Genomic DNA, 16,836 nt, shown 5'->3' on the forward strand with positions numbered 1-16,836 from the left:
GCAAAGGCTGTTATGGGTCTTCTGTTCAAAATACGACCAGAATTGTCGCCGTCATCAATCGGTGCTGCGCAAGGGGGAGATTTGGACAATCCAGACCGCTATCAAAGGAGCAGCCACGGTTATGACAGCCACCGTGATCATCAGCATCCCAAGCTCTGAATAGTCTGCCGGGGTGGTCACAAGACCACCGTCGTCCTTGACCTCGCGGGTGATGGTGAAAATCTGGTTGAGGTATTTTGTGCCGAGACTGGAGGCGGAAAGCGCCAGATTGGTGAAGGAGGCCATCACCGCAAAGAAGGTGGCCTTGAGTGCGGGTGGGGCATTGCGGGCGATCCATGCCAGCATGGGGATCATCGAGATCTGACCGAGTGGGGATTCGACGGCGGTGTTGACCATGGCGATGAAGCGGGCATCCACGACGCCGCCAGTCATGGCTGATGTCCAGTGGTGGACACCGAAGTACAACCCGATGCCCGGCAGCGACAGAATACCTGCGGCGATGCTGAGCAGAATCACGATATCAGCGATGGTCTTCGAAGCCATTAAAGGGCGGAGAACCACCATACCGACCAATGTCAGAACGGAAGTGATCAGATAGAGGACCGACAGGAACTGCTGGTCGAAACCCAGGACATCGATTTCAAACCAAGTCGAACCCGCTCCGTTCAGGGGAACCGCGCGAAAGACGAACACGATAACGGCAGTTCCGACCAGAGCCCGCGCTTTGGCTAACTCCAGATTGCGGATGAGTTGCCGCATCAGGGTCAGCACGATGCCCATGGAACCGGCAAAGACGATTTCCTGCGAATAGGGGACATCCGTCAAACCGACCGTGAGGGTCATGACGATGAAAACCGCACCTCCGGTGAAGTACCAGTGGTTAAGTTTGACGGGTTCGCCATCGGGATCAAAATGCGCGATGGCCCGATGAAGTTCCATGCCACCCGAGATCAGCTTGCGGATCGCTCGACGTTTTTGGGTTGCGGCAAGAAGCACACCGGAGATCGAAATGCACGGGATCAGCTGCGCAAGAAGATATACCTCGCCATAGACCGTAGCCTTTTCCGCTTCGGGCAAAGTTTCAATCCCGGCAAACAGCCAGATATTCAGCAAGGCCACAGTGCTTGCACCACCGATCAGGGCGAACCGGCCCAGCGTCTGCATCGTGGTATGCAGGGCGCGTTCGGTGTCTTCGTTCAATCGGTTCCCGTCGGCATCGGTGCGCGGCACGGCTTCGACCGACATGGCGTCGGCCACCGCGTCCTGAACCACATAACCGCAGGGGGCAAGGATGACCGACAGCACATACCAGGCGGTGACCGACATGATTTCGGGCATCCAGGCAAGCCGCGTGGCCAATCCGAACATGATCAGGAAACTGGCCGCAATCAGGGTCGCGCCGACATAGACGAGGAAGGTCTTCCAACGCCAGATCAGATCGACCAGATGACCCAGTGGCATCTTCAACGCCCACGGCAGACCGGCCCAGAAGGCTAGACCCGCAATGAATGCTGCTGAGACATCGAGATATTCCTTGATGAAGAAGGTGCCTACGATCGCTGTCAGCCCCTGCGCCCCGGCTGCGAAATAGATCATCAGCGGGGGTAGGAAGGACCAGCGAAACTGGCGGCCCAAGTCAAGAACAACCGCGTCGAACCACACTGCAAGACGCGCAACGGCAGTCATAGTCGCCGGATCTTTAGGCCGGTAATGCGATTGCCTTCTCGTGCGGTCACCTCGAAGCGGAACCCGTGGAAGGCGAAGACCTGTCCCACCGTCGGGATCATCTGGGCCTCGTGGATGACAAGGCCCGCGATGGTGTTGGCTTCCTCATCGGGCAACGCCCAGTCCATGGCGCGGTTGAGGTCGCGGATGGTCATCGAAGCTTCGACAAGGAACTGGCCATCGTCGGTGCGGGTGACCGCCAGATCCTCATCCAGATCGAATTCATCAGTGATTTCGCCCACGATCTCTTCGAGGATGTCTTCTAGAGTAATCAGACCGCGCAGTGAGCCGTATTCGTCCACCACCAGTGCGAAATGGCTGTGTATGCGCAGAAATTCCCGCATTTGGTCGTCAAGCGTAGTAGTTTCGGGAACGAAATAGGGGGCATTGGCGACCTTGGTAATGTCAAAGGACTTGAGCCGTTCGGCGTCGCCCTCGGTCCCACCGACTTGGGCGTACATGGCGCGGAACAGATCCTTGGCGTGCACGACGCCGATGATGTTTTCTAGGTCGCCACGATAGACCGGAAGCCGCGTATGCGGGCTTTGCAAGCATTGCTCCAAAATCGCTTCGGGTCCGGCATCGGCGTCGATCATCTGGATGTTCGAACGGTGCAACATGATCTCTTCGACAGTGCGATCGCCGAGATCAAGCGCACCAAGAATGCGGTCGCGGTCTTCCTTTTCGACGACCCCCTCGGAATGGCCCAATTGCAACGCACCGGCAATTTCCTCGCGCACCGCCAGGATGTGGCTGTCGGGGTCGATCTGAACGCCGAACAGGCGCAGCACGCCGCGCACCAACAGGCGGACGGCGGCCACTACCGGGGCAAAAAGCGTCACGATCACACTAATTGCGGGTGCCACCCATGCGGCAGCTTTTTCGGCATTGGTGATAGCGTAGGTCTTGGGCAGCACTTCGGCAAAGACCAGAACCAGCACCGTCATAACCAGAGTCGCCAGCGCCACGCCGCTTTCGCCAAATGCCCTTGTGAACAGGGCCGTCGCCAACGAGGCAGACAGGATGTTGACTAGGTTGTTGCCCAGTAAGACTGATCCGATGAGGCGTTCGTTGTCTTCGGTGATGTCCAGAGCTTTTTGCGCACCACGAGAGCCCTTGTCGGCCTGCGCCCGCAATTTACCGCGCGACGAGGCCGTCAATGCAGTTTCCGACCCCGAGAAAAAGCCTGAAAGCACGAGTAAAAACAGGATGGCGCAAGTGGTTATCCAGAATGCGCCGTCAAAAGCGGAAGTGGTCGCGTCCATCGGTCCTTCGTTTCCTTGGTGTTGCAACCGTTATGGGGCCGGTGCCGTTCCCGATCAAGGGTTTAGCCTTTGTTCCTGGCCAAAGGATGATGCTCCAGCACTAGTTCCATGAGTCGTTCATCCAGAACATGGGTATATATTTCTGTTGTGGCCACGTCGGCATGACCGAGCAATGTCTGAATCGACCGCAAGTCGGCGCCGTTAGCCAGAAGATGCGTGGCGAATGCGTGGCGCAAGGTATGCGGCGTCACCTTGTTCGGCGGCACCCCTCCGGCAACCGCGAATTCCTTGATCAGCAGATAGAATCGATGCCGTGTCAGGTGACCGGACTTGCCGCGCGATGGAAACAGATACTTTGAGGGTTTGCAGCCGTTCGAAGTTTTTTCGCCTTCGACAGTGTCACGCTCAGTCAGCCAACTTGCCATTGCATCGCGGGCAGGCGGGGAAAGTGGCACCATCCGTTCCTTTCCACCTTTGCCGAGGATCAGTAACATGCGCGGGTCGCCCCGTGCCGAGGACACCGGCAGTGACACCAGTTCGCTCACCCGCATACCGGTGGCATAGAGCAGTTCCATCAGGCAGGTATTGCGCAGACGGTCTGTGATCGAGCGTCCGCTGCAGCGCGCAGCACCAAGCAGACGGTCCACCTCGGTCACTTCAAGGGTCTTGGGAAGACGCTTCTGGCGGCCCGGTCCTCGGATCTGGATGGCTGGATTTGTTTCGCGCCATCCTTCCTCGAAGGCAAAACGATAAAGCTGCTTGATTGCCGACAGGCGGCGTGCGCGCGTCGACCGGGCCATTCCTTGTGCGTCACAATCAATCAGATAGGCCTCGACCTGGTTGCGGTCGGCCTCGTCAAAGCTGGAGTTTTGTTGATCAAGCCATCCGGCGAAATCCATGAGGTCACGGCCATAGGCAAGCAGCGTATTGGTGGCAGCACCCAGTTCCGCAGCCTGGGCTTCGAGGAAGGTTGAAATCCAAAGCTCTGACGTGCTTGGCCCCGCCATGGTTAGGCTCCGTTCACGATCATCAACTGCAGGGCGGCTCGGCGAGCGGTATCTTCCAGCCCAACGTGACGAAACGCTGCCAATGCGCCAGTCAGGTCCACCACGTTGCCACGCGCTCCGTGTGCAAATAGGGACATAGAGACAAGTATTGCCTCACCCAGTCTTCCTTCGATCAAAAGTTGTTCGATCTCAGGTGGGATCTGTGTTGTCTGTTTGAACCCTGAGGAGATGGCCGTCGCCCGGACCGAAGGTGCGGTGGCCTGATATGGTCGCCCTTTTGCCAGCATGGCAAGAAAGGTGTTTTCGCTACTTTCGTCTGGCTGTGACTGAGCAGCGGTTTCATAATTTTCTGAGAGCAGAAGGATACGCCAACGCAACGTGTCTACCTTGGGATCGGGCAGGTGCATGACGGACAATTGTTCGGCGAACAGATCGGCAAAGGCAACTTGCAGACCGACTCCTGACATTGCCACCCAAACGACCGGAAGCGTTTTAGTAATCGCCGTCGCGTTTCCGGTCGACAGCGCCGTCTCGAACCGCTGGATGGCAGAAACACGATCCCAAACGCCGCCCGATGCGGCCGGAGCACGTTCAGTGTAGAGTCCCAGCAACTGGTTGGGAGTCAGCGAACCGATCCGTGTCAGTCGCTCGGCAGCCTCTATTTGAGCTTTCCACCCCGCCACGTCACGCAGATCCGCCGTTGCATAGGCGCGGGGGAGCGAAGCCGTGGGCAGGCGTTCGCCGATCGACTCAAAAAGACGGAAGGTCAGAGGATTGGGATGCTGTGGCTGAGGTAGTGGCGGTGCGCCCTCGAATAGTTCGGGGCTGAGAAACCGGTCGAGCAGGGCCATTTCATCGGGTGGCAGAAGGTCGAGCGCATGAGCGGCTTCGAGCGTTAGCGCGGCTGAAGACCAGTCACCTCGGCGAACCTTGCAGAAAATCTGAGCGGTATAGTCTTGTGACAGGTAGGGTTGCGCGGTCAGGGCCGAACAACTCCGATCTTCGTCGCCCGTCAGAAGAGTAGCGTCGAACCACCGCGCAAAGCGTCCGACCGTATCCGTCGGGCCGGCCAGTTGTGCCAAGGCCTGGGCCGGGTCGGTCGCGCCAAGCTGCATCAGGCGGTCGAGGCGCGCCAACAACAGCGTTTCGCCAGCGCCGGACCCTGCAGGCGCACGGGATTCGGTCAGCAGCAAGGTAAACAGCAACCGCTGCATCGCGGCATTATCGCGCACTGGCACGCTTGTTAGCATTTCAGCGATATACTCGGGTTCGCTGCCTTGCCACAAATCCGGAGGGAGCCCGGTCACCTTGGATGACACCAGTCCGATCGGACGCGAGATTGCCTGTAGCGAAGTGACCTCAACTTGGGGGTGTATGCCGGTTTGTGTTACTGGTGGTTCCAGCAACACAGTTCCGGGCAGGTTCTGGGGTGGGTCGTTCAGCCAGTCGATGGCCGACAAAGGTTGCTGTGCTGACGCTGTACCACCCAGGAGCAACGCAACAAGCGCGGTCCTAGTCAACATTCAGGATCACCGGTTCGTGAATCTCGCTTTGTTTGGCCGAGAAATCCACGCCAAAAAAAGGCCCCAGATAAGCATAGCCAACAAGGCCTATGAAGACGATACACAGGACGTAGACTACGAATTTGATTAGACGCTTCATTGCCTGACACTGCCCCAATTTACTCTTTTGCCCAAGTTATAACTTCCATTTTCTGCAAGATCACGTCATTCACGGTGAAATGAGCGAAATTAAGCATAATCCGGACCGAACGGGTAAGACTCTGGCCTTTGACCTGCACAAAACAGTGGTTATGGTGGGGATGATGGGGGCTGGTAAGACCGCTGTAGGGCGGGCCTTGGCTGTGCGACTGGGTGTTCCCTTTCTTGACAGCGACGCCGAAATCGAATCGGCGGCCAACATGACCATCCCGGAAATATTCGAACGCGACGGGGAGCCGTTCTTTCGGCAGAAAGAAAGCCAGGTCATCAGCCGTCTGCTGGATGAGGAAAGTGGCATACTGTCGACCGGAGGTGGCGCATTTCTGCGTGAGGACAACCGTCGGATGATCTCGGACCGGGGAGTGTCGGTTTGGTTGCGTGCGGACCTGAACGTGTTGTGGAACAGGGTGCGGCACAAAGATACCCGACCTTTGCTGCGCACTTCTGATCCACGTGCGACGTTGCGCGCGTTGTATGATGCGCGGGTGCCGATTTATGCCAAGGCTGACCTGGTCGCGGATTCGGATGGTGAGACCTCGATCGAACAGATGGTGGATCGGGTGGTGTCAGCCTTGTTGACGCGCCCGGATGTTCTGGAACGGAAATAATGCATCAAACCGTACATGTCGTGTTGGGCGAACGTTCTTATGACGTGGAGATTGGCCCGGACCTTCTGGCACACGCGGGTGCGCGGATCGCACCTTTGCTAACGCGACCGAAGGTTGCGGTTCTGACAGATGAAACGGTTGCAGCGCTACATCTCGAGGCGTTGGGTTCAGGTTTGGCTGCCTCTGGGATCCAGATGACATCACTGGCGTTGCCGGCCGGTGAGGCCACCAAAAGCTGGCCGCATTTCGAACGAGCGGTCGAATGGTTGCTGGCAGAAAAGATCGAACGCAGCGATGTGGTGGTGGCATTTGGTGGTGGTGTTATCGGCGATCTGGCAGGGTTCGCCGCTGCCGTTTTGCGGCGCGGTGTGCGTTTCGTGCAAATCCCGACCACGCTGCTGGCGCAGGTGGACAGTTCGGTGGGCGGAAAGACGGGGATCAATGCGCCTCAGGGCAAGAACCTGATCGGTTCCTTCCACCAACCTTCGCTAGTGCTGGCTGATACCGCGGTTCTGGGAACTTTGACGACACGAGACTTTCTGGCGGGCTATGGCGAGGTCGTGAAATACGGTCTGTTGGGCGACGCGGTTTTTTTTGACTGGCTTGAGATCAATGGTCCAGTCCTGTCCGGTGGCGATATGGCTTCATGTGTGCAGGCAGTGACCCGTTCGGTACAGATGAAGGCCGACATTGTTGCGCGTGACGAGACCGAACAGGGGGACCGCGCTTTGCTCAATCTCGGGCATACGTTCTGTCATGCGCTGGAGGCGGCAACTGGCTATTCTGATCGTCTATTGCATGGCGAAGGTGTTGCCATCGGCTGTGCGTTGGCTTTCGAGCTTTCGGCGCGGCTGGGCCTGTGTTCACAGGAAGATCCGAGCCGCGTGCGGGCGCATCTCAAGGCGATGGGGATGAAGACTGACCTGGCCGACATTCCCGGCGACCTGCCCGGGGCCGAAGCTCTGGTCGATTTGATGGCGCAGGACAAGAAGGTGATCGATGGGCAGCTTCACTTTGTCCTTTCTCGCGGGATTGGAAGCGCTTTCGTGACCTCGGATGTGCCTCGTGACGCGGTTTCGAGATTACTTGAGGATGCGCTGGCGAACTGTTGATATTTCAGTGTTTCCGCCCCGTTAAGACCATCAATTCCCCGATGTTCTCACGGGTGATGTAACCAACCATGTGACCATTTTCGGCGCGTACTGCGATGGCGGGTGCACCTTGGTGCAAAGCGTCCAGGACTTCTTCCAGTCCGGCAGTGAGATGGACCGACGGGATCTCTTCATCCATGATCGAGGTCGCAGGATCTGAACGTGGGTGATCCCCGGCAAGAGCAGCAAACAGACGTCCGCGCGTTACGAAACCCATCAGATCGCCAGAAGCGCCGAGAACCGGGAATTCGTGCTGTGTCGTGTGGATGACGGCCTGTGCTGCGGTACCCAACGTATCGGTGGGTGAAAGAGATTCGAAACTTGTGATCATCGCGTCGCGGGCCAGCATTCGCCGCGCCACGGCCCGCAACGCTACGTCCTGACTTTCTGCATTGGCGGCGATGAACACGAAAAGTGCAATTAGAACCAGGATCGGATTGCCCGAACTCAGCCCCGCAAAGCCAAGCATGAAGGCCACCATCTGACCGGCCAACGCCGCGACGCGGGTAGCCTTGACCCGATCCATCGCCATGCACAGAAGCGCGCGAAACACCCTCCCGCCGTCCATCGGGAAGGCTGGGATCATGTTGAACAGCGCCAGAAACAAGTTCACAAAAGCCAGCCGGCTGAGAAAGTCGATCTGCGCGTTGTCGATCTGCGCCAGGGTTTCGACGTCCATACCCGCGCCAAGTAAAACGAGGACCATCCAGATTACGACATTTACAGCCGGTCCTGCGAGTGCGACAAGAACCTCCTGCATCGGCTTTTCGGGCATTCGTTCCAGCCGCGCCAGCCCGCCGATGGGCAGAAGCGTGATGTCCGGTGTCTTGATACCGTATCGCCGAGCCGTCAGGGCATGGCCGAATTCATGCGCTACTACGCAGGCGAAGAGTGCCAGCACAAACGCGATGTTTTCGACGGCGGCGGGCATGCCGCCATTCGAATAGGCCGAAAACCCGACCCATGCGAGAAGAAGGAAAAAGGTAATGTGGACCCTCAGTTCCGAGCCGAACAGGCGACCGAGAGAGAAGGACCACGTCATATTGAACCTCTGTTGTTAGAACGGGATCTCGTCGTCGTCGATCCCGCCCGAGGCCGGGGCAGGACTTCCGGACGGACCGTCATAGGGATCACCTTGAGAGCCGCTTCCGTAGCCGCCACTATATCCGCCACCAGCCTGACCACCGCCATAGCCACCGCCTTCGCCGCGGTTATCGAGCATGACTAGGGTGGCGTTGAAGCCTTGCAGAACCACCTCTGTTGAATAGCGATCCTGACCGGATTGATCCTGCCATTTACGCGTCTGCAACTGACCTTCGAGATAAACCTTTGAACCCTTGCGCAAGTACTGTTCGGCAACACGGACCAAACCCTCGTTAAAGATTGCGACCGAATGCCATTCGGTCCGCTCACGGCGTTCGCCGGTATTACGATCTTTCCAGGTTTCGGATGTCGCGATGCGCAGGTTGCAAACCTTGCCGCCGTTTTGGAAGGTGCGAACCTCGGGATCGCGGCCCAGATTTCCGACCAGAATGACTTTATTGACCGAGCCTGCCATGTATTTCCCCGTTCATTTTACGATACTCTGCGAATCTGAACGATCCGTCCACGTGACCCTATACGTCCTGTGACATGGTTAAAACACCGTTGATATGGCACAGGTGATGACAGAGTGATCTGACGCCGCTTTTAATTCAACGCGAATCTCCTATACTGCGGCCCGAGGTTTAACGACCAGGCTAGGTAGAATGCGCAGGCTTTTCAGCGGCATCGCGATTGGTTCATTGTTGTTTGCATCGGCTCCGGTGCACAGCGATGTGTTGTCGACCAAAAATCGCCGTGACATATTTCGCAATCAGGCCAAGGTATTAGATAGCCGAGCGGCAGTTCAATACAAGGACTCCACTCGGCTAAAACCAAAAAGCGAGCATAGTGGCTTCGACAAGCGCTACACCGGGAAATACCGGGGCCTGTATCTGGAAATGGCGAGGTCGGCTGCACGCCTGCACAATGTTCCAGAGGAGTTGTTTCTTCGTCTCGTCCAGCAGGAAAGCGGGTGGAACCCGCATGCTAAGTCGCACAAGGGAGCGTTGGGGCTGGCGCAGCTTATGCCGCAGACGGCGCAGCTTTTGGGTGTGAACCCGAATGACCCGAAACAGAATTTGGAAGGCGGTGCACGGTATCTGTCCTGGCAGTTCCGCAAGTTCAAATCCTGGCGCTTGGCACTGGCGGCCTATAATGCCGGGCCGGAAGCGGTCGAGAAACACGGCGGGGTACCGCCATATCAAGAAACTCGCAACTACGTTAAGGCGATTTGGGGCAGCTGACGATTGCATGCTGCAGAGCGGCGTGTCTGCCCCTTGATTGGATTGAACCGTGGCGGTTACAATTTTTCCTGTCTGTGAAAGGGAATTGGTGCCGCCTAATGTCTGTTGATCGCCCTGAAATCCCGTCTGCAACATTGGCCAACTGGCAGAAATTGGTCGATCTTGTTGCCCGGCTTGCAGATGTTCCGGCCAGTCTGATCATGAAAACTGATGCACCCGATCATACCGTGTTGGTGACATCTGATTATCCAGATAATCCTTATCCGGTTGGCATGGGGTTCCGGCTGCATCCCAAGCTTTACTGTCAAGGAGTGTTCGCCCGTGATGGGGAACTGGTCGTCGAAGACGCCGCCTGCGATCCCGACTGGCGCGACAACGAAGATCTGGAACACGGAATGACATTTTACATCGGATTGCCGCTGAAATGGCCCGATGGGGGAATCTTTGGCACCATTTGTGTGCTGGACCGCCAGCGCAACCGCAGGGCGCTTTTGTTTCGTGAAGGGCTGAATCAGTTTGCACGCATGGTCGAGTCGGATTTGGCCTTGCTTCAAGAGGTTTACCTGCGCCGGGAATTGGAGGGCAAGCTGAACGAAACGCTTGTGCATCTGGAAAACCGAGTGCAGAAACGAACGCGTGAGTTGCAGGAAACCAATACTGCACTGCGGGTTCTGCTGAGCAGCGTTGAAGACGAGCGAAAAAAGCGGGATACCGAGATTCTGGAACAGGTCAAAAGCATGGTTTTGCCTTATCTCGACAAACTGCGAAGCCAAACCGGCGTGTCCGAGGCATATGAAATCTATCTCGATCTGGCTGAGCGCAATCTTCGCGAAATCACCTCCGCCATGTCCGACAAGTTGTCGGATGCGTTTTCGGTCATGACTCCAACGGAGATCGAGATCGCCCAGATGGTGATGTCGGGTAAAACGACAAAAGACATCGCCAAGGCTCTGTCGCGCGAGACGTCCACAGTTGATTTTCACCGCAACAACATTCGCCGCAAGCTTGGTCTTGAGGGGCGTGGGCGAAACCTGCGGAGCCACCTGCTCGCGATTTCGTGAACAGAAAATAGGGGGATTTCCCCCGCAATACCCCCCGATTTTTCCGGTCTGAGCATCGGGGTCCCACCTTGTTAACCTGTTTGAGACGACCGCAATTGGTCGTCGAATTCAACAGGGAGACAAGAATATGGATCGCAAGGATCTTAAGCCGACGTTGCTAAGGGGCGATAAGGGTAATCTTGCACCGGGCCTGTCGCGCCGCTCGTTCTTCATGGCAGCTGGTGCAGTCGGAGTCAGTGCCGGTGCGGCTGTGGTAGGGGCAAAACCTGCGCAAGCGCAATCGCAGGCGTGGTTGCAGCCGGGCAACAATAATCGCGTAATCGGGATGCAGGGAGCGACCGGACAAGCCAGTACCGGTGCGGTCGGTATCGACTATTTCGGCCATTGCGCCATCAAGATTACTTCGCCCAGCGGCGCAACGGTGCTGTTTGATCCATGGCGCGATGACCCGTCGGGCGCATGGGGGCTTTGGTTCCGCAATGAGTTTCCGCAGATCCCAGTGGACATCACGATGTCGACCCACGCTCATTTCGACCACGACGCCATTGAACGGCCGAATTCGACGATGGTTCTGGACCGGATGGTCGGCAACTTCGAGTTCGCAGATATCAAGATCACAGGATTTGCCGATAAGCACGCCTGCGTCGCTCCTGGCTGGTATAGCTGGACAGATGCGCTTGCCGAATTCGGTGTCGACGCCTGCCCGCCGAACAATCCGGGTCATATGGATATGGTGGTCTATCTGGTCGAAGCCGGCGGAATTCGCACTCTGATCTGGGGCGACAATCGGCACAACCCACCGCAGGAATTCTGGGATGCCGTGGGGCAGGTGGATGTCCTGACCCTTCCGGTCGATGGCTCGCAGCACATACTGAGCTATGGGCAGGGCAATGACATCGTCGCAAAGCTGAAACCCAAGATTATAATCCCGACCCATTACCTGAACGAAGTTACGTCTTATACTCTGACGACGCTGCAATCGGCGGATGAGTGGGTGAAAGGACAACAGAGCTACAAGATGCTCGACAGTGCCAGCCTCTCGCTCGAAGCTGGCGAAATCGCGGGCATGAACCAAGAGTTCATGTATTTCGGCAGCAACGTGGCGACCGGATAAATCAACCACCAGACCCAGCCGGATTTGCTCTCCAATCCGAGCAGGACGACGTTCTCACTCCTTCCTACTCTTGGGCAACGGAAAAGGGCCAGGCTTTGCCTGGCCCTTTGACGTGGCGTCCGTTTTCGGGCGCTATTATTCGGCAGCGATCTTGATGACCGGTTCCATGCGGGCGAGAACATCTTCGGACAGATGGCATTTGATCTGATGTCCAGCTTCCAGCATCTTGACCGGAGGTACGTCTTTTTCACACAAGCCGCCCGGCACTTCCGATTTCCAACGACAGCGGGTTTGGAATGGGCATCCCGGCGGCGGGTTCATGGCCGAGGGAATGTCGCCTTCAAGCACGATGTGCTTTTTCTCGATCGAAGTGTCGGCAATCGGGACCGCTGAAAGCAGCGCTTCGGTATAGGGGTGATAGGGCGGGCTGAAGACCTGATCTGTTGATCCAAGTTCGACCACATGGCCCAGATACATCACCATCACGCGATCACTTAGGTAGCGGACGATTGACAGGTCGTGGCTGATAAACAACAGCGTCGTTTTGTGCTCGCGCTGAATCTCCATCAAAAGATCCGTCACTGCGGCCTGGACCGACACATCCAGTGCCGAGACTGGCTCGTCCGCAACCACGATGCGCGCGTCACCGGCGAAGGCGCGGGCAATACCCACGCGCTGTTTTTGCCCCCCCGAAAGCTGTCGTGGCATCCGGTCGGCAAAGGCGCGGGGCAGTTTTACCAAGTCGAGAAGTTCTAGCATCCGCTTCTTGCGCTCGGCCTCAGAATTTCCAACGCCAAAGATTTCGAGCGCGCGGATTATCTGCCGACCCACCGTCATCGACGGGTTCAGGGTGTCAAACGGGTTCTGGAAAACCATCTGAACTTCACCCACCGTTTTGGCATCGCGTTCTTCGATCGGAACCTGTTCGATATTGCGATTATCCAGAAGGATCTGGCCGTCTGTGGCAGTCTCCAGACCCATCAGGACCTTGGCAAAGGTGGACTTTCCGCAGCCCGATTCGCCAACTATGGCCAGCGTTTCAGATTCGTGGGCCTCGAAACTCAGGGTTTCGTTGGCCTTGACGACCTTGGTTTCGCCGCCGCCGAACAGTGCGTTGGCCGCCACCTCGTAATACTTTTTAAGGTTGTCCATCTTCAGCACCGTCTTGCCGATCGCGGCCTTTTCTTTCTGTTCGCCGACAGTGATCGGGGCATTCCAGTCGATTTCCTGAAACTTCAAACAGCGCGTATGGTGCCTGTCATTGCCAGGAACCACTGACATCACGATATCCTGCGCGTCGCAGCGGCCCTCCTCGAAATAGTCGCAGCGCGGGCCGAAATTGCATCCGGGCGGGCGTTCGTGGGGCAGGGGGAAGTTGCCAGGTATTGCCACCAGCGGGCGCGAATTCTTGTCGGCGCCGGGCAACGGGATCGATCGGAACAGAGCCTGCGTATAGGGATGCTGCATCTCGTCAAAGACATCCTTGATCGAGCCGCGCTCGACTGCCTCGCCAGAATACATCACGCAAAGCCGGTCGCAGGTTTCCAGAACCAGGCCGAGGTTGTGGCTGATAAACAGCATCGAAGTGCCGTATTTCTTGCCCAGATCCTTGACGAGTTCGACCACGGCGGCTTCTACGGTCACGTCAAGTGCGGTCGTCGGCTCGTCGAGGATAAGCAGTGCCGGTTTCGACATTAGTGCCATCGCAATCACGATCCGCTGTTGCTGGCCACCCGACAGCTGGTGCGGAAAGCTGTTCAGCATCCGCTCGGGGTCTGGCAGGCGCACGTCTGTCACCACCTCCAGCGCGCGGGCATAGGCTTCTTCGGTGCTGACGCCTTCATGGATCATCGGAACTTCCATCAGCTGCTTGCCGATTTTCATCGCCGGGTTCAGCGAGGCCATCGGCTCCTGATAGATCATTGCGATCTCGTTGCCGCGGATGTCGCGCAGCTCTTCGGCGCTCATCTGACTTAAATCGCGTCCCTTGAACTTGATCGTACCGCCAACGATACGGCCATTCTTGCCCAGGTCCTGCATGACGCCAAGGGCGACAGTAGATTTGCCGCAACCGGATTCACCCACCAGCCCCACAGCCTCACCTGGCTGAACGCTGACCGAAAAATCCATCACGGCCGGAATTTCGCGCAAGCGGGTGAAGAAAGAAATCGACAGCTTGTCAATCTCCAGGATCGGGCCGTCATATTCCGCCATTTTGTTCATTTTGTCGTTCTCCCAGATAAAGCTGGATAGATCCTTCTTCATCTTTTCGAAAATACTCCGGGGGTCCGGGGGCAGCGCCCCCGGCCTCGATCACATCAGTCCTTCAGACTTTCTTCACGCAGGCCATCCGCCAGCAGGTTCAAACCAAGAACCAGCGACAACAGAGCCAGTGCCGGCGGCAAAGCCGGGTGGAGGTAGATTGACAGGAGCTTGCGACCCTCGTTGATCGTCGAGCCCCAGTCAGGGCTTTCAGGTGGCAGGCCCAATCCGAAGAAGCCCAAGGTTCCCAGAAGGATGGTCGTGTATCCGATACGAAGGCAGAAATCCACGATCAACGGGCCACGTGCATTGGGGAGAATTTCCCACAGCATGATGTACCAAGGTCCTTCGCCACGAGTCTGGGCGGCAGCTACATAGTCGCGGGTCTTAATGTCCATCGCCAGACCACGTACGATGCGGAACACCGTGGGCGAGTTGACGAAGACGACAGAGACGAACACGACAAGAATTCCGCCTGGAACGTCAAACAGATCGACAAACGTGGGCAGCCCCCAGATCGCATAGTCCTTGGTGTTGATCAGATATCCACCCGTCGAGACAAGGGACAAATACAACCAGATCGCTACGCCGAGGACACCAATCAGTAGAGGTGTTCGGAAGTTGGGGCGCGTATAATATCGCGAATTCAGCAACACCCCAATAAAGATTATGGGGAAGACGAACAGAACGATGGCCATATAGTTCGGAACGCCCGTCGCGACGATTTCTGGCGTCACCAGCAAGTAAAACAGCAGGATCACAGGAAAGGCGAGGATCAGGTTGGCAAGAAACGACAGGAATGTATCCAGTCGACCACCGTAATATCCAGCGGGAAGGCCCAGCGTGATGCCGACCATAAATGCAAACAACGTCGCCAGCGGTGCAATCTGCACAACGACCCAGGCACCCTTTACCATACGGCTGAAAACGTCACGGGCCAGGTTGTCGCCTCCCAGCAGGTACCAGGCGTATTCACCTTCTTCAGCACCTGAAAGAGGTGTTCCTGGCACCTTGTTCTTCATGCCTGAGACCTGCACCAACGGGTCATGGGTCAGTATCAGGTCCAAAGCACCGAAGATCCCGGTAAAAACCCAGAACATCACCAGACCAAACCCGATCATTCCAATGGGACTGTCGTAAAGTTTACCGTAAAGGCCCAAGCGGCGTTTGAATGCCATAGACATCGCGAACAGGATTATTAAGGCAATCCAAACAGGCATGAACTGTTGCGAGATGGCTCCGATAATACCGGCACCGGTGCCCATCACCACACCCAGAACAAGATAGGCTAGGGCCAATCCGATACTCGCCATAAAGGAATATCTGACAGCCGTTTCCGCAAGCCCGCGAAGACCGCCGGTGGCCTGCAACGTACCGTCTGAGTTGGCGACTACCGGGACCTCGGTCGTAAAGATTCCGGCAAAGATCCAGAGCACGATGGCAAGAGCGAGGAGCACAAGCGCGATTTGGATAAGCGGGTTGAGAAAGGCGATAGAGCCGGTCCAGCTAAGAGGTTCCATGATCTATCTCCCTTACGAAATACGGATGCGCGGATTGAGGTAGACATAGCCGATGTCCGAGATCAGCTGGGTCACCAGCACCACAAAAACCGACACAACCGAAATGGCCAGAAGCAGCTGAATGTCATTGTTGCCCGCCGCCTGAACCAGCGCCCAACCGAAGCCTTTGTAGTTGAACAGGGTTTCCACGATCACCACGCCGTTCAGCAGCCACGGGAACTGCAGCATGATGACAGTAAATGGAGCAATTAATGCGTTGCGCAGAGCGTGCTTCAGAACGATGTTCGAGAACGAGACGCCCTTAAGGCGCGCGGTTCGGATGTATTGCGCCGTCATCACCTCTGTCATCGATGCACGGGTCATCCGAGCAATATATCCCATGCCGTACAGCGAAATTGTCAGCACCGGTAGAAAGAAGTTCTCGAAGGTCGGGTCGTCCATTGCCTGCGTCGCGGTTCCCTTGAACCACTTGAGACCCACGGTGGAAGAGGTGAAAATCGCGATAAAAATCACGCCCGATACATATTCCGGCGTTGCCGTGGTAATGATTGAAAATGTGGAAAGAGATCGGTCGAGAGCCGAGCCTTCGCGCATGCCCGCCAGCACACCGACCAGCAATGCGGAAGGTATCATCAGGATAAGGACCCACATCATCAGGTATCCCGTATTACCCAATCGCTTTCCAACGATCGTCGAAACGTCGTCCTTGAAAACGGTTGAATACCCCCAATCCCCTTGCAGAATACCGCAGAACCGTGGTGTTTCTTCGGGTGTCTGTCCCGGCCGCACGCAGGTTCCGACAAACTGGCCGTCGGCCAGCGTGTTTGTAAATCCAGGTGCTACGCCAAGCCACTGACCGTATTTGATCAAAACCGGCTGGGTATACCCGCGGTTCGTGAGCCAGTTTTCAACCTGTTCGTCCGACATACGCTGGTTGCCCTGCGTCTTGGCGAGCTTCTCGAGGTTTGGATAGAGATTGGTCAAGAAGAAGACCACAAATGTCAGGCATAATGCCGTGAGCAGCATTACCCCGAACCGTCTGAGGAAAAAGAGTCCCATGATGGCCCCTGTTGTT

At 56.7% G+C, this 16,836-nt stretch carries 15 protein-coding genes; 5 read left to right on the top strand and 10 right to left on the bottom strand.

Features of this window, described 5'->3' with window-relative positions; all coding sequences use genetic code 11:
- Nucleotides 1-54 precede the first annotated feature (54 nt).
- From AC2FMY_RS14760 to AC2FMY_RS14780, 5 genes are all read right to left on the bottom strand, one after another.
- Entirely contained in the window at nucleotides 55-1,686 is a 1,632-nt protein-coding gene (locus AC2FMY_RS14760) for an MFS transporter (RefSeq protein WP_496746526.1), read from the bottom strand.
- Nucleotides 1,683-2,990 (bottom strand): HlyC/CorC family transporter, encoded by a 1,308-nt coding sequence (locus AC2FMY_RS14765; protein ID WP_480750545.1) that lies wholly within the window; start codon nucleotides 2,988-2,990, stop codon nucleotides 1,683-1,685. Before AC2FMY_RS14765 ends, AC2FMY_RS14760 begins: the two co-directional genes overlap by 4 nt.
- A 62-nt stretch (nucleotides 2,991-3,052) precedes the next feature.
- Nucleotides 3,053-3,997 carry a site-specific tyrosine recombinase XerD gene (locus AC2FMY_RS14770; RefSeq protein ID WP_496746528.1) on the bottom strand — a complete coding sequence of 315 codons (945 nt, stop codon included), beginning with the start codon at nucleotides 3,995-3,997 and terminating at the stop codon, nucleotides 3,053-3,055.
- A gap of 2 nt (nucleotides 3,998-3,999) precedes the next feature.
- Nucleotides 4,000-5,520 (bottom strand): hypothetical protein, encoded by a 1,521-nt coding sequence (locus AC2FMY_RS14775; RefSeq protein WP_496746530.1) that lies wholly within the window; start codon nucleotides 5,518-5,520, stop codon nucleotides 4,000-4,002.
- Nucleotides 5,510-5,659 (bottom strand): hypothetical protein, encoded by a 150-nt coding sequence (locus AC2FMY_RS14780; protein ID WP_480750548.1) that lies wholly within the window; start codon nucleotides 5,657-5,659, stop codon nucleotides 5,510-5,512. Before AC2FMY_RS14780 ends, AC2FMY_RS14775 begins: the two co-directional genes overlap by 11 nt.
- A gap of 79 nt (nucleotides 5,660-5,738) precedes the next feature.
- Between AC2FMY_RS14780 and AC2FMY_RS14785 the strand changes: the two genes are divergently transcribed.
- Both AC2FMY_RS14785 and aroB read left to right on the top strand, forming a co-directional pair.
- On the top strand, nucleotides 5,739-6,326 hold the full coding sequence (locus AC2FMY_RS14785) for a shikimate kinase (RefSeq protein ID WP_480750549.1): 588 nt from the start codon (nucleotides 5,739-5,741) through the stop codon (nucleotides 6,324-6,326).
- A complete protein-coding gene (gene aroB / locus AC2FMY_RS14790; protein WP_496746533.1) occupies nucleotides 6,326-7,438 on the top strand; it encodes a 3-dehydroquinate synthase in 1,113 nt (370 codons plus the stop codon). The genes AC2FMY_RS14785 and aroB overlap by 1 nt, the downstream gene beginning before the upstream one ends.
- 4 nt (nucleotides 7,439-7,442) lie before the next feature.
- On the opposite strand, the gene AC2FMY_RS14795 is transcribed toward aroB, so the two are convergent.
- Nucleotides 7,443-8,519 (bottom strand): site-2 protease family protein, encoded by a 1,077-nt coding sequence (locus AC2FMY_RS14795; RefSeq protein WP_496746535.1) that lies wholly within the window; start codon nucleotides 8,517-8,519, stop codon nucleotides 7,443-7,445.
- A gap of 15 nt (nucleotides 8,520-8,534) precedes the next feature.
- The gene (gene ssb, locus AC2FMY_RS14800) at nucleotides 8,535-9,035 is read right to left on the bottom strand and encodes a single-stranded DNA-binding protein (protein WP_496746537.1); all 501 of its coding nucleotides are present in this window, start codon (nucleotides 9,033-9,035) and stop codon (nucleotides 8,535-8,537) included.
- 190 nt (nucleotides 9,036-9,225) lie between these two features.
- On the opposite strand from ssb, the gene AC2FMY_RS14805 reads away from it, so the two are divergent.
- The 3 genes from AC2FMY_RS14805 (at nucleotide 9,226) to AC2FMY_RS14815 (ending at nucleotide 11,979) form a co-directional block, all read left to right on the top strand.
- Nucleotides 9,226-9,804, top strand: coding sequence for a lytic transglycosylase domain-containing protein (locus tag AC2FMY_RS14805; RefSeq protein ID WP_496746539.1), 579 nt, complete (start codon nucleotides 9,226-9,228; stop codon nucleotides 9,802-9,804).
- 98 nt (nucleotides 9,805-9,902) lie between these two features.
- Nucleotides 9,903-10,865: a LuxR C-terminal-related transcriptional regulator gene (locus AC2FMY_RS14810; protein WP_496746541.1), complete on the top strand. Its 963-nt coding sequence runs from the start codon at nucleotides 9,903-9,905 to the stop codon at nucleotides 10,863-10,865.
- Between the two features lie 127 nt (nucleotides 10,866-10,992).
- Nucleotides 10,993-11,979: an MBL fold metallo-hydrolase gene (locus tag AC2FMY_RS14815; RefSeq protein ID WP_496746543.1), complete on the top strand. Its 987-nt coding sequence runs from the start codon at nucleotides 10,993-10,995 to the stop codon at nucleotides 11,977-11,979.
- A gap of 135 nt (nucleotides 11,980-12,114) precedes the next feature.
- Here the strand turns inward: AC2FMY_RS14815 and AC2FMY_RS14820 are convergent, their stop codons facing one another.
- The 3 genes from AC2FMY_RS14820 to AC2FMY_RS14830 form a co-directional block, all read right to left on the bottom strand.
- On the bottom strand, nucleotides 12,115-14,202 hold the full coding sequence (locus AC2FMY_RS14820; RefSeq protein WP_496746545.1) for a dipeptide ABC transporter ATP-binding protein: 2,088 nt from the start codon (nucleotides 14,200-14,202) through the stop codon (nucleotides 12,115-12,117).
- Nucleotides 14,203-14,297: 95 nt separating this feature from the next.
- Complete coding sequence (locus AC2FMY_RS14825) at nucleotides 14,298-15,761, bottom strand: ABC transporter permease (RefSeq protein ID WP_496746547.1); 1,464 nt, start codon at nucleotides 15,759-15,761, stop codon at nucleotides 14,298-14,300.
- Between the two features lie 12 nt (nucleotides 15,762-15,773).
- Complete coding sequence (locus AC2FMY_RS14830) at nucleotides 15,774-16,820, bottom strand: ABC transporter permease (protein WP_480750558.1); 1,047 nt, start codon at nucleotides 16,818-16,820, stop codon at nucleotides 15,774-15,776.
- Between the last annotated feature and the right edge of the window lie 16 nt (nucleotides 16,821-16,836).

This window comes from Ruegeria sp. YKSE079 (genome assembly GCF_059612845.1).

Coding starts and splice junctions, on each gene's coding strand:
- AC2FMY_RS14760 (WP_496746526.1), bottom strand. CDS start 1,686: ATGACTGCCGTTGCGCGTCTTGCAGTGTGGTTCGACGCGGTTGTTCTT.
- AC2FMY_RS14765 (WP_480750545.1), bottom strand. CDS start 2,990: ATGGACGCGACCACTTCCGCTTTTGACGGCGCATTCTGGATAACCACT.
- AC2FMY_RS14770 (WP_496746528.1), bottom strand. CDS start 3,997: ATGGCGGGGCCAAGCACGTCAGAGCTTTGGATTTCAACCTTCCTCGAA.
- AC2FMY_RS14775 (WP_496746530.1), bottom strand. CDS start 5,520: ATGTTGACTAGGACCGCGCTTGTTGCGTTGCTCCTGGGTGGTACAGCG.
- AC2FMY_RS14780 (WP_480750548.1), bottom strand. CDS start 5,659: ATGAAGCGTCTAATCAAATTCGTAGTCTACGTCCTGTGTATCGTCTTC.
- AC2FMY_RS14785 (WP_480750549.1), top strand. CDS start 5,739: ATGAGCGAAATTAAGCATAATCCGGACCGAACGGGTAAGACTCTGGCC.
- aroB (WP_496746533.1), top strand. CDS start 6,326: ATGCATCAAACCGTACATGTCGTGTTGGGCGAACGTTCTTATGACGTG.
- AC2FMY_RS14795 (WP_496746535.1), bottom strand. CDS start 8,519: ATGACGTGGTCCTTCTCTCTCGGTCGCCTGTTCGGCTCGGAACTGAGG.
- ssb (WP_496746537.1), bottom strand. CDS start 9,035: ATGGCAGGCTCGGTCAATAAAGTCATTCTGGTCGGAAATCTGGGCCGC.
- AC2FMY_RS14805 (WP_496746539.1), top strand. CDS start 9,226: ATGCGCAGGCTTTTCAGCGGCATCGCGATTGGTTCATTGTTGTTTGCA.
- AC2FMY_RS14810 (WP_496746541.1), top strand. CDS start 9,903: ATGTCTGTTGATCGCCCTGAAATCCCGTCTGCAACATTGGCCAACTGG.
- AC2FMY_RS14815 (WP_496746543.1), top strand. CDS start 10,993: ATGGATCGCAAGGATCTTAAGCCGACGTTGCTAAGGGGCGATAAGGGT.
- AC2FMY_RS14820 (WP_496746545.1), bottom strand. CDS start 14,202: ATGAACAAAATGGCGGAATATGACGGCCCGATCCTGGAGATTGACAAG.
- AC2FMY_RS14825 (WP_496746547.1), bottom strand. CDS start 15,761: ATGGAACCTCTTAGCTGGACCGGCTCTATCGCCTTTCTCAACCCGCTT.
- AC2FMY_RS14830 (WP_480750558.1), bottom strand. CDS start 16,820: ATGGGACTCTTTTTCCTCAGACGGTTCGGGGTAATGCTGCTCACGGCA.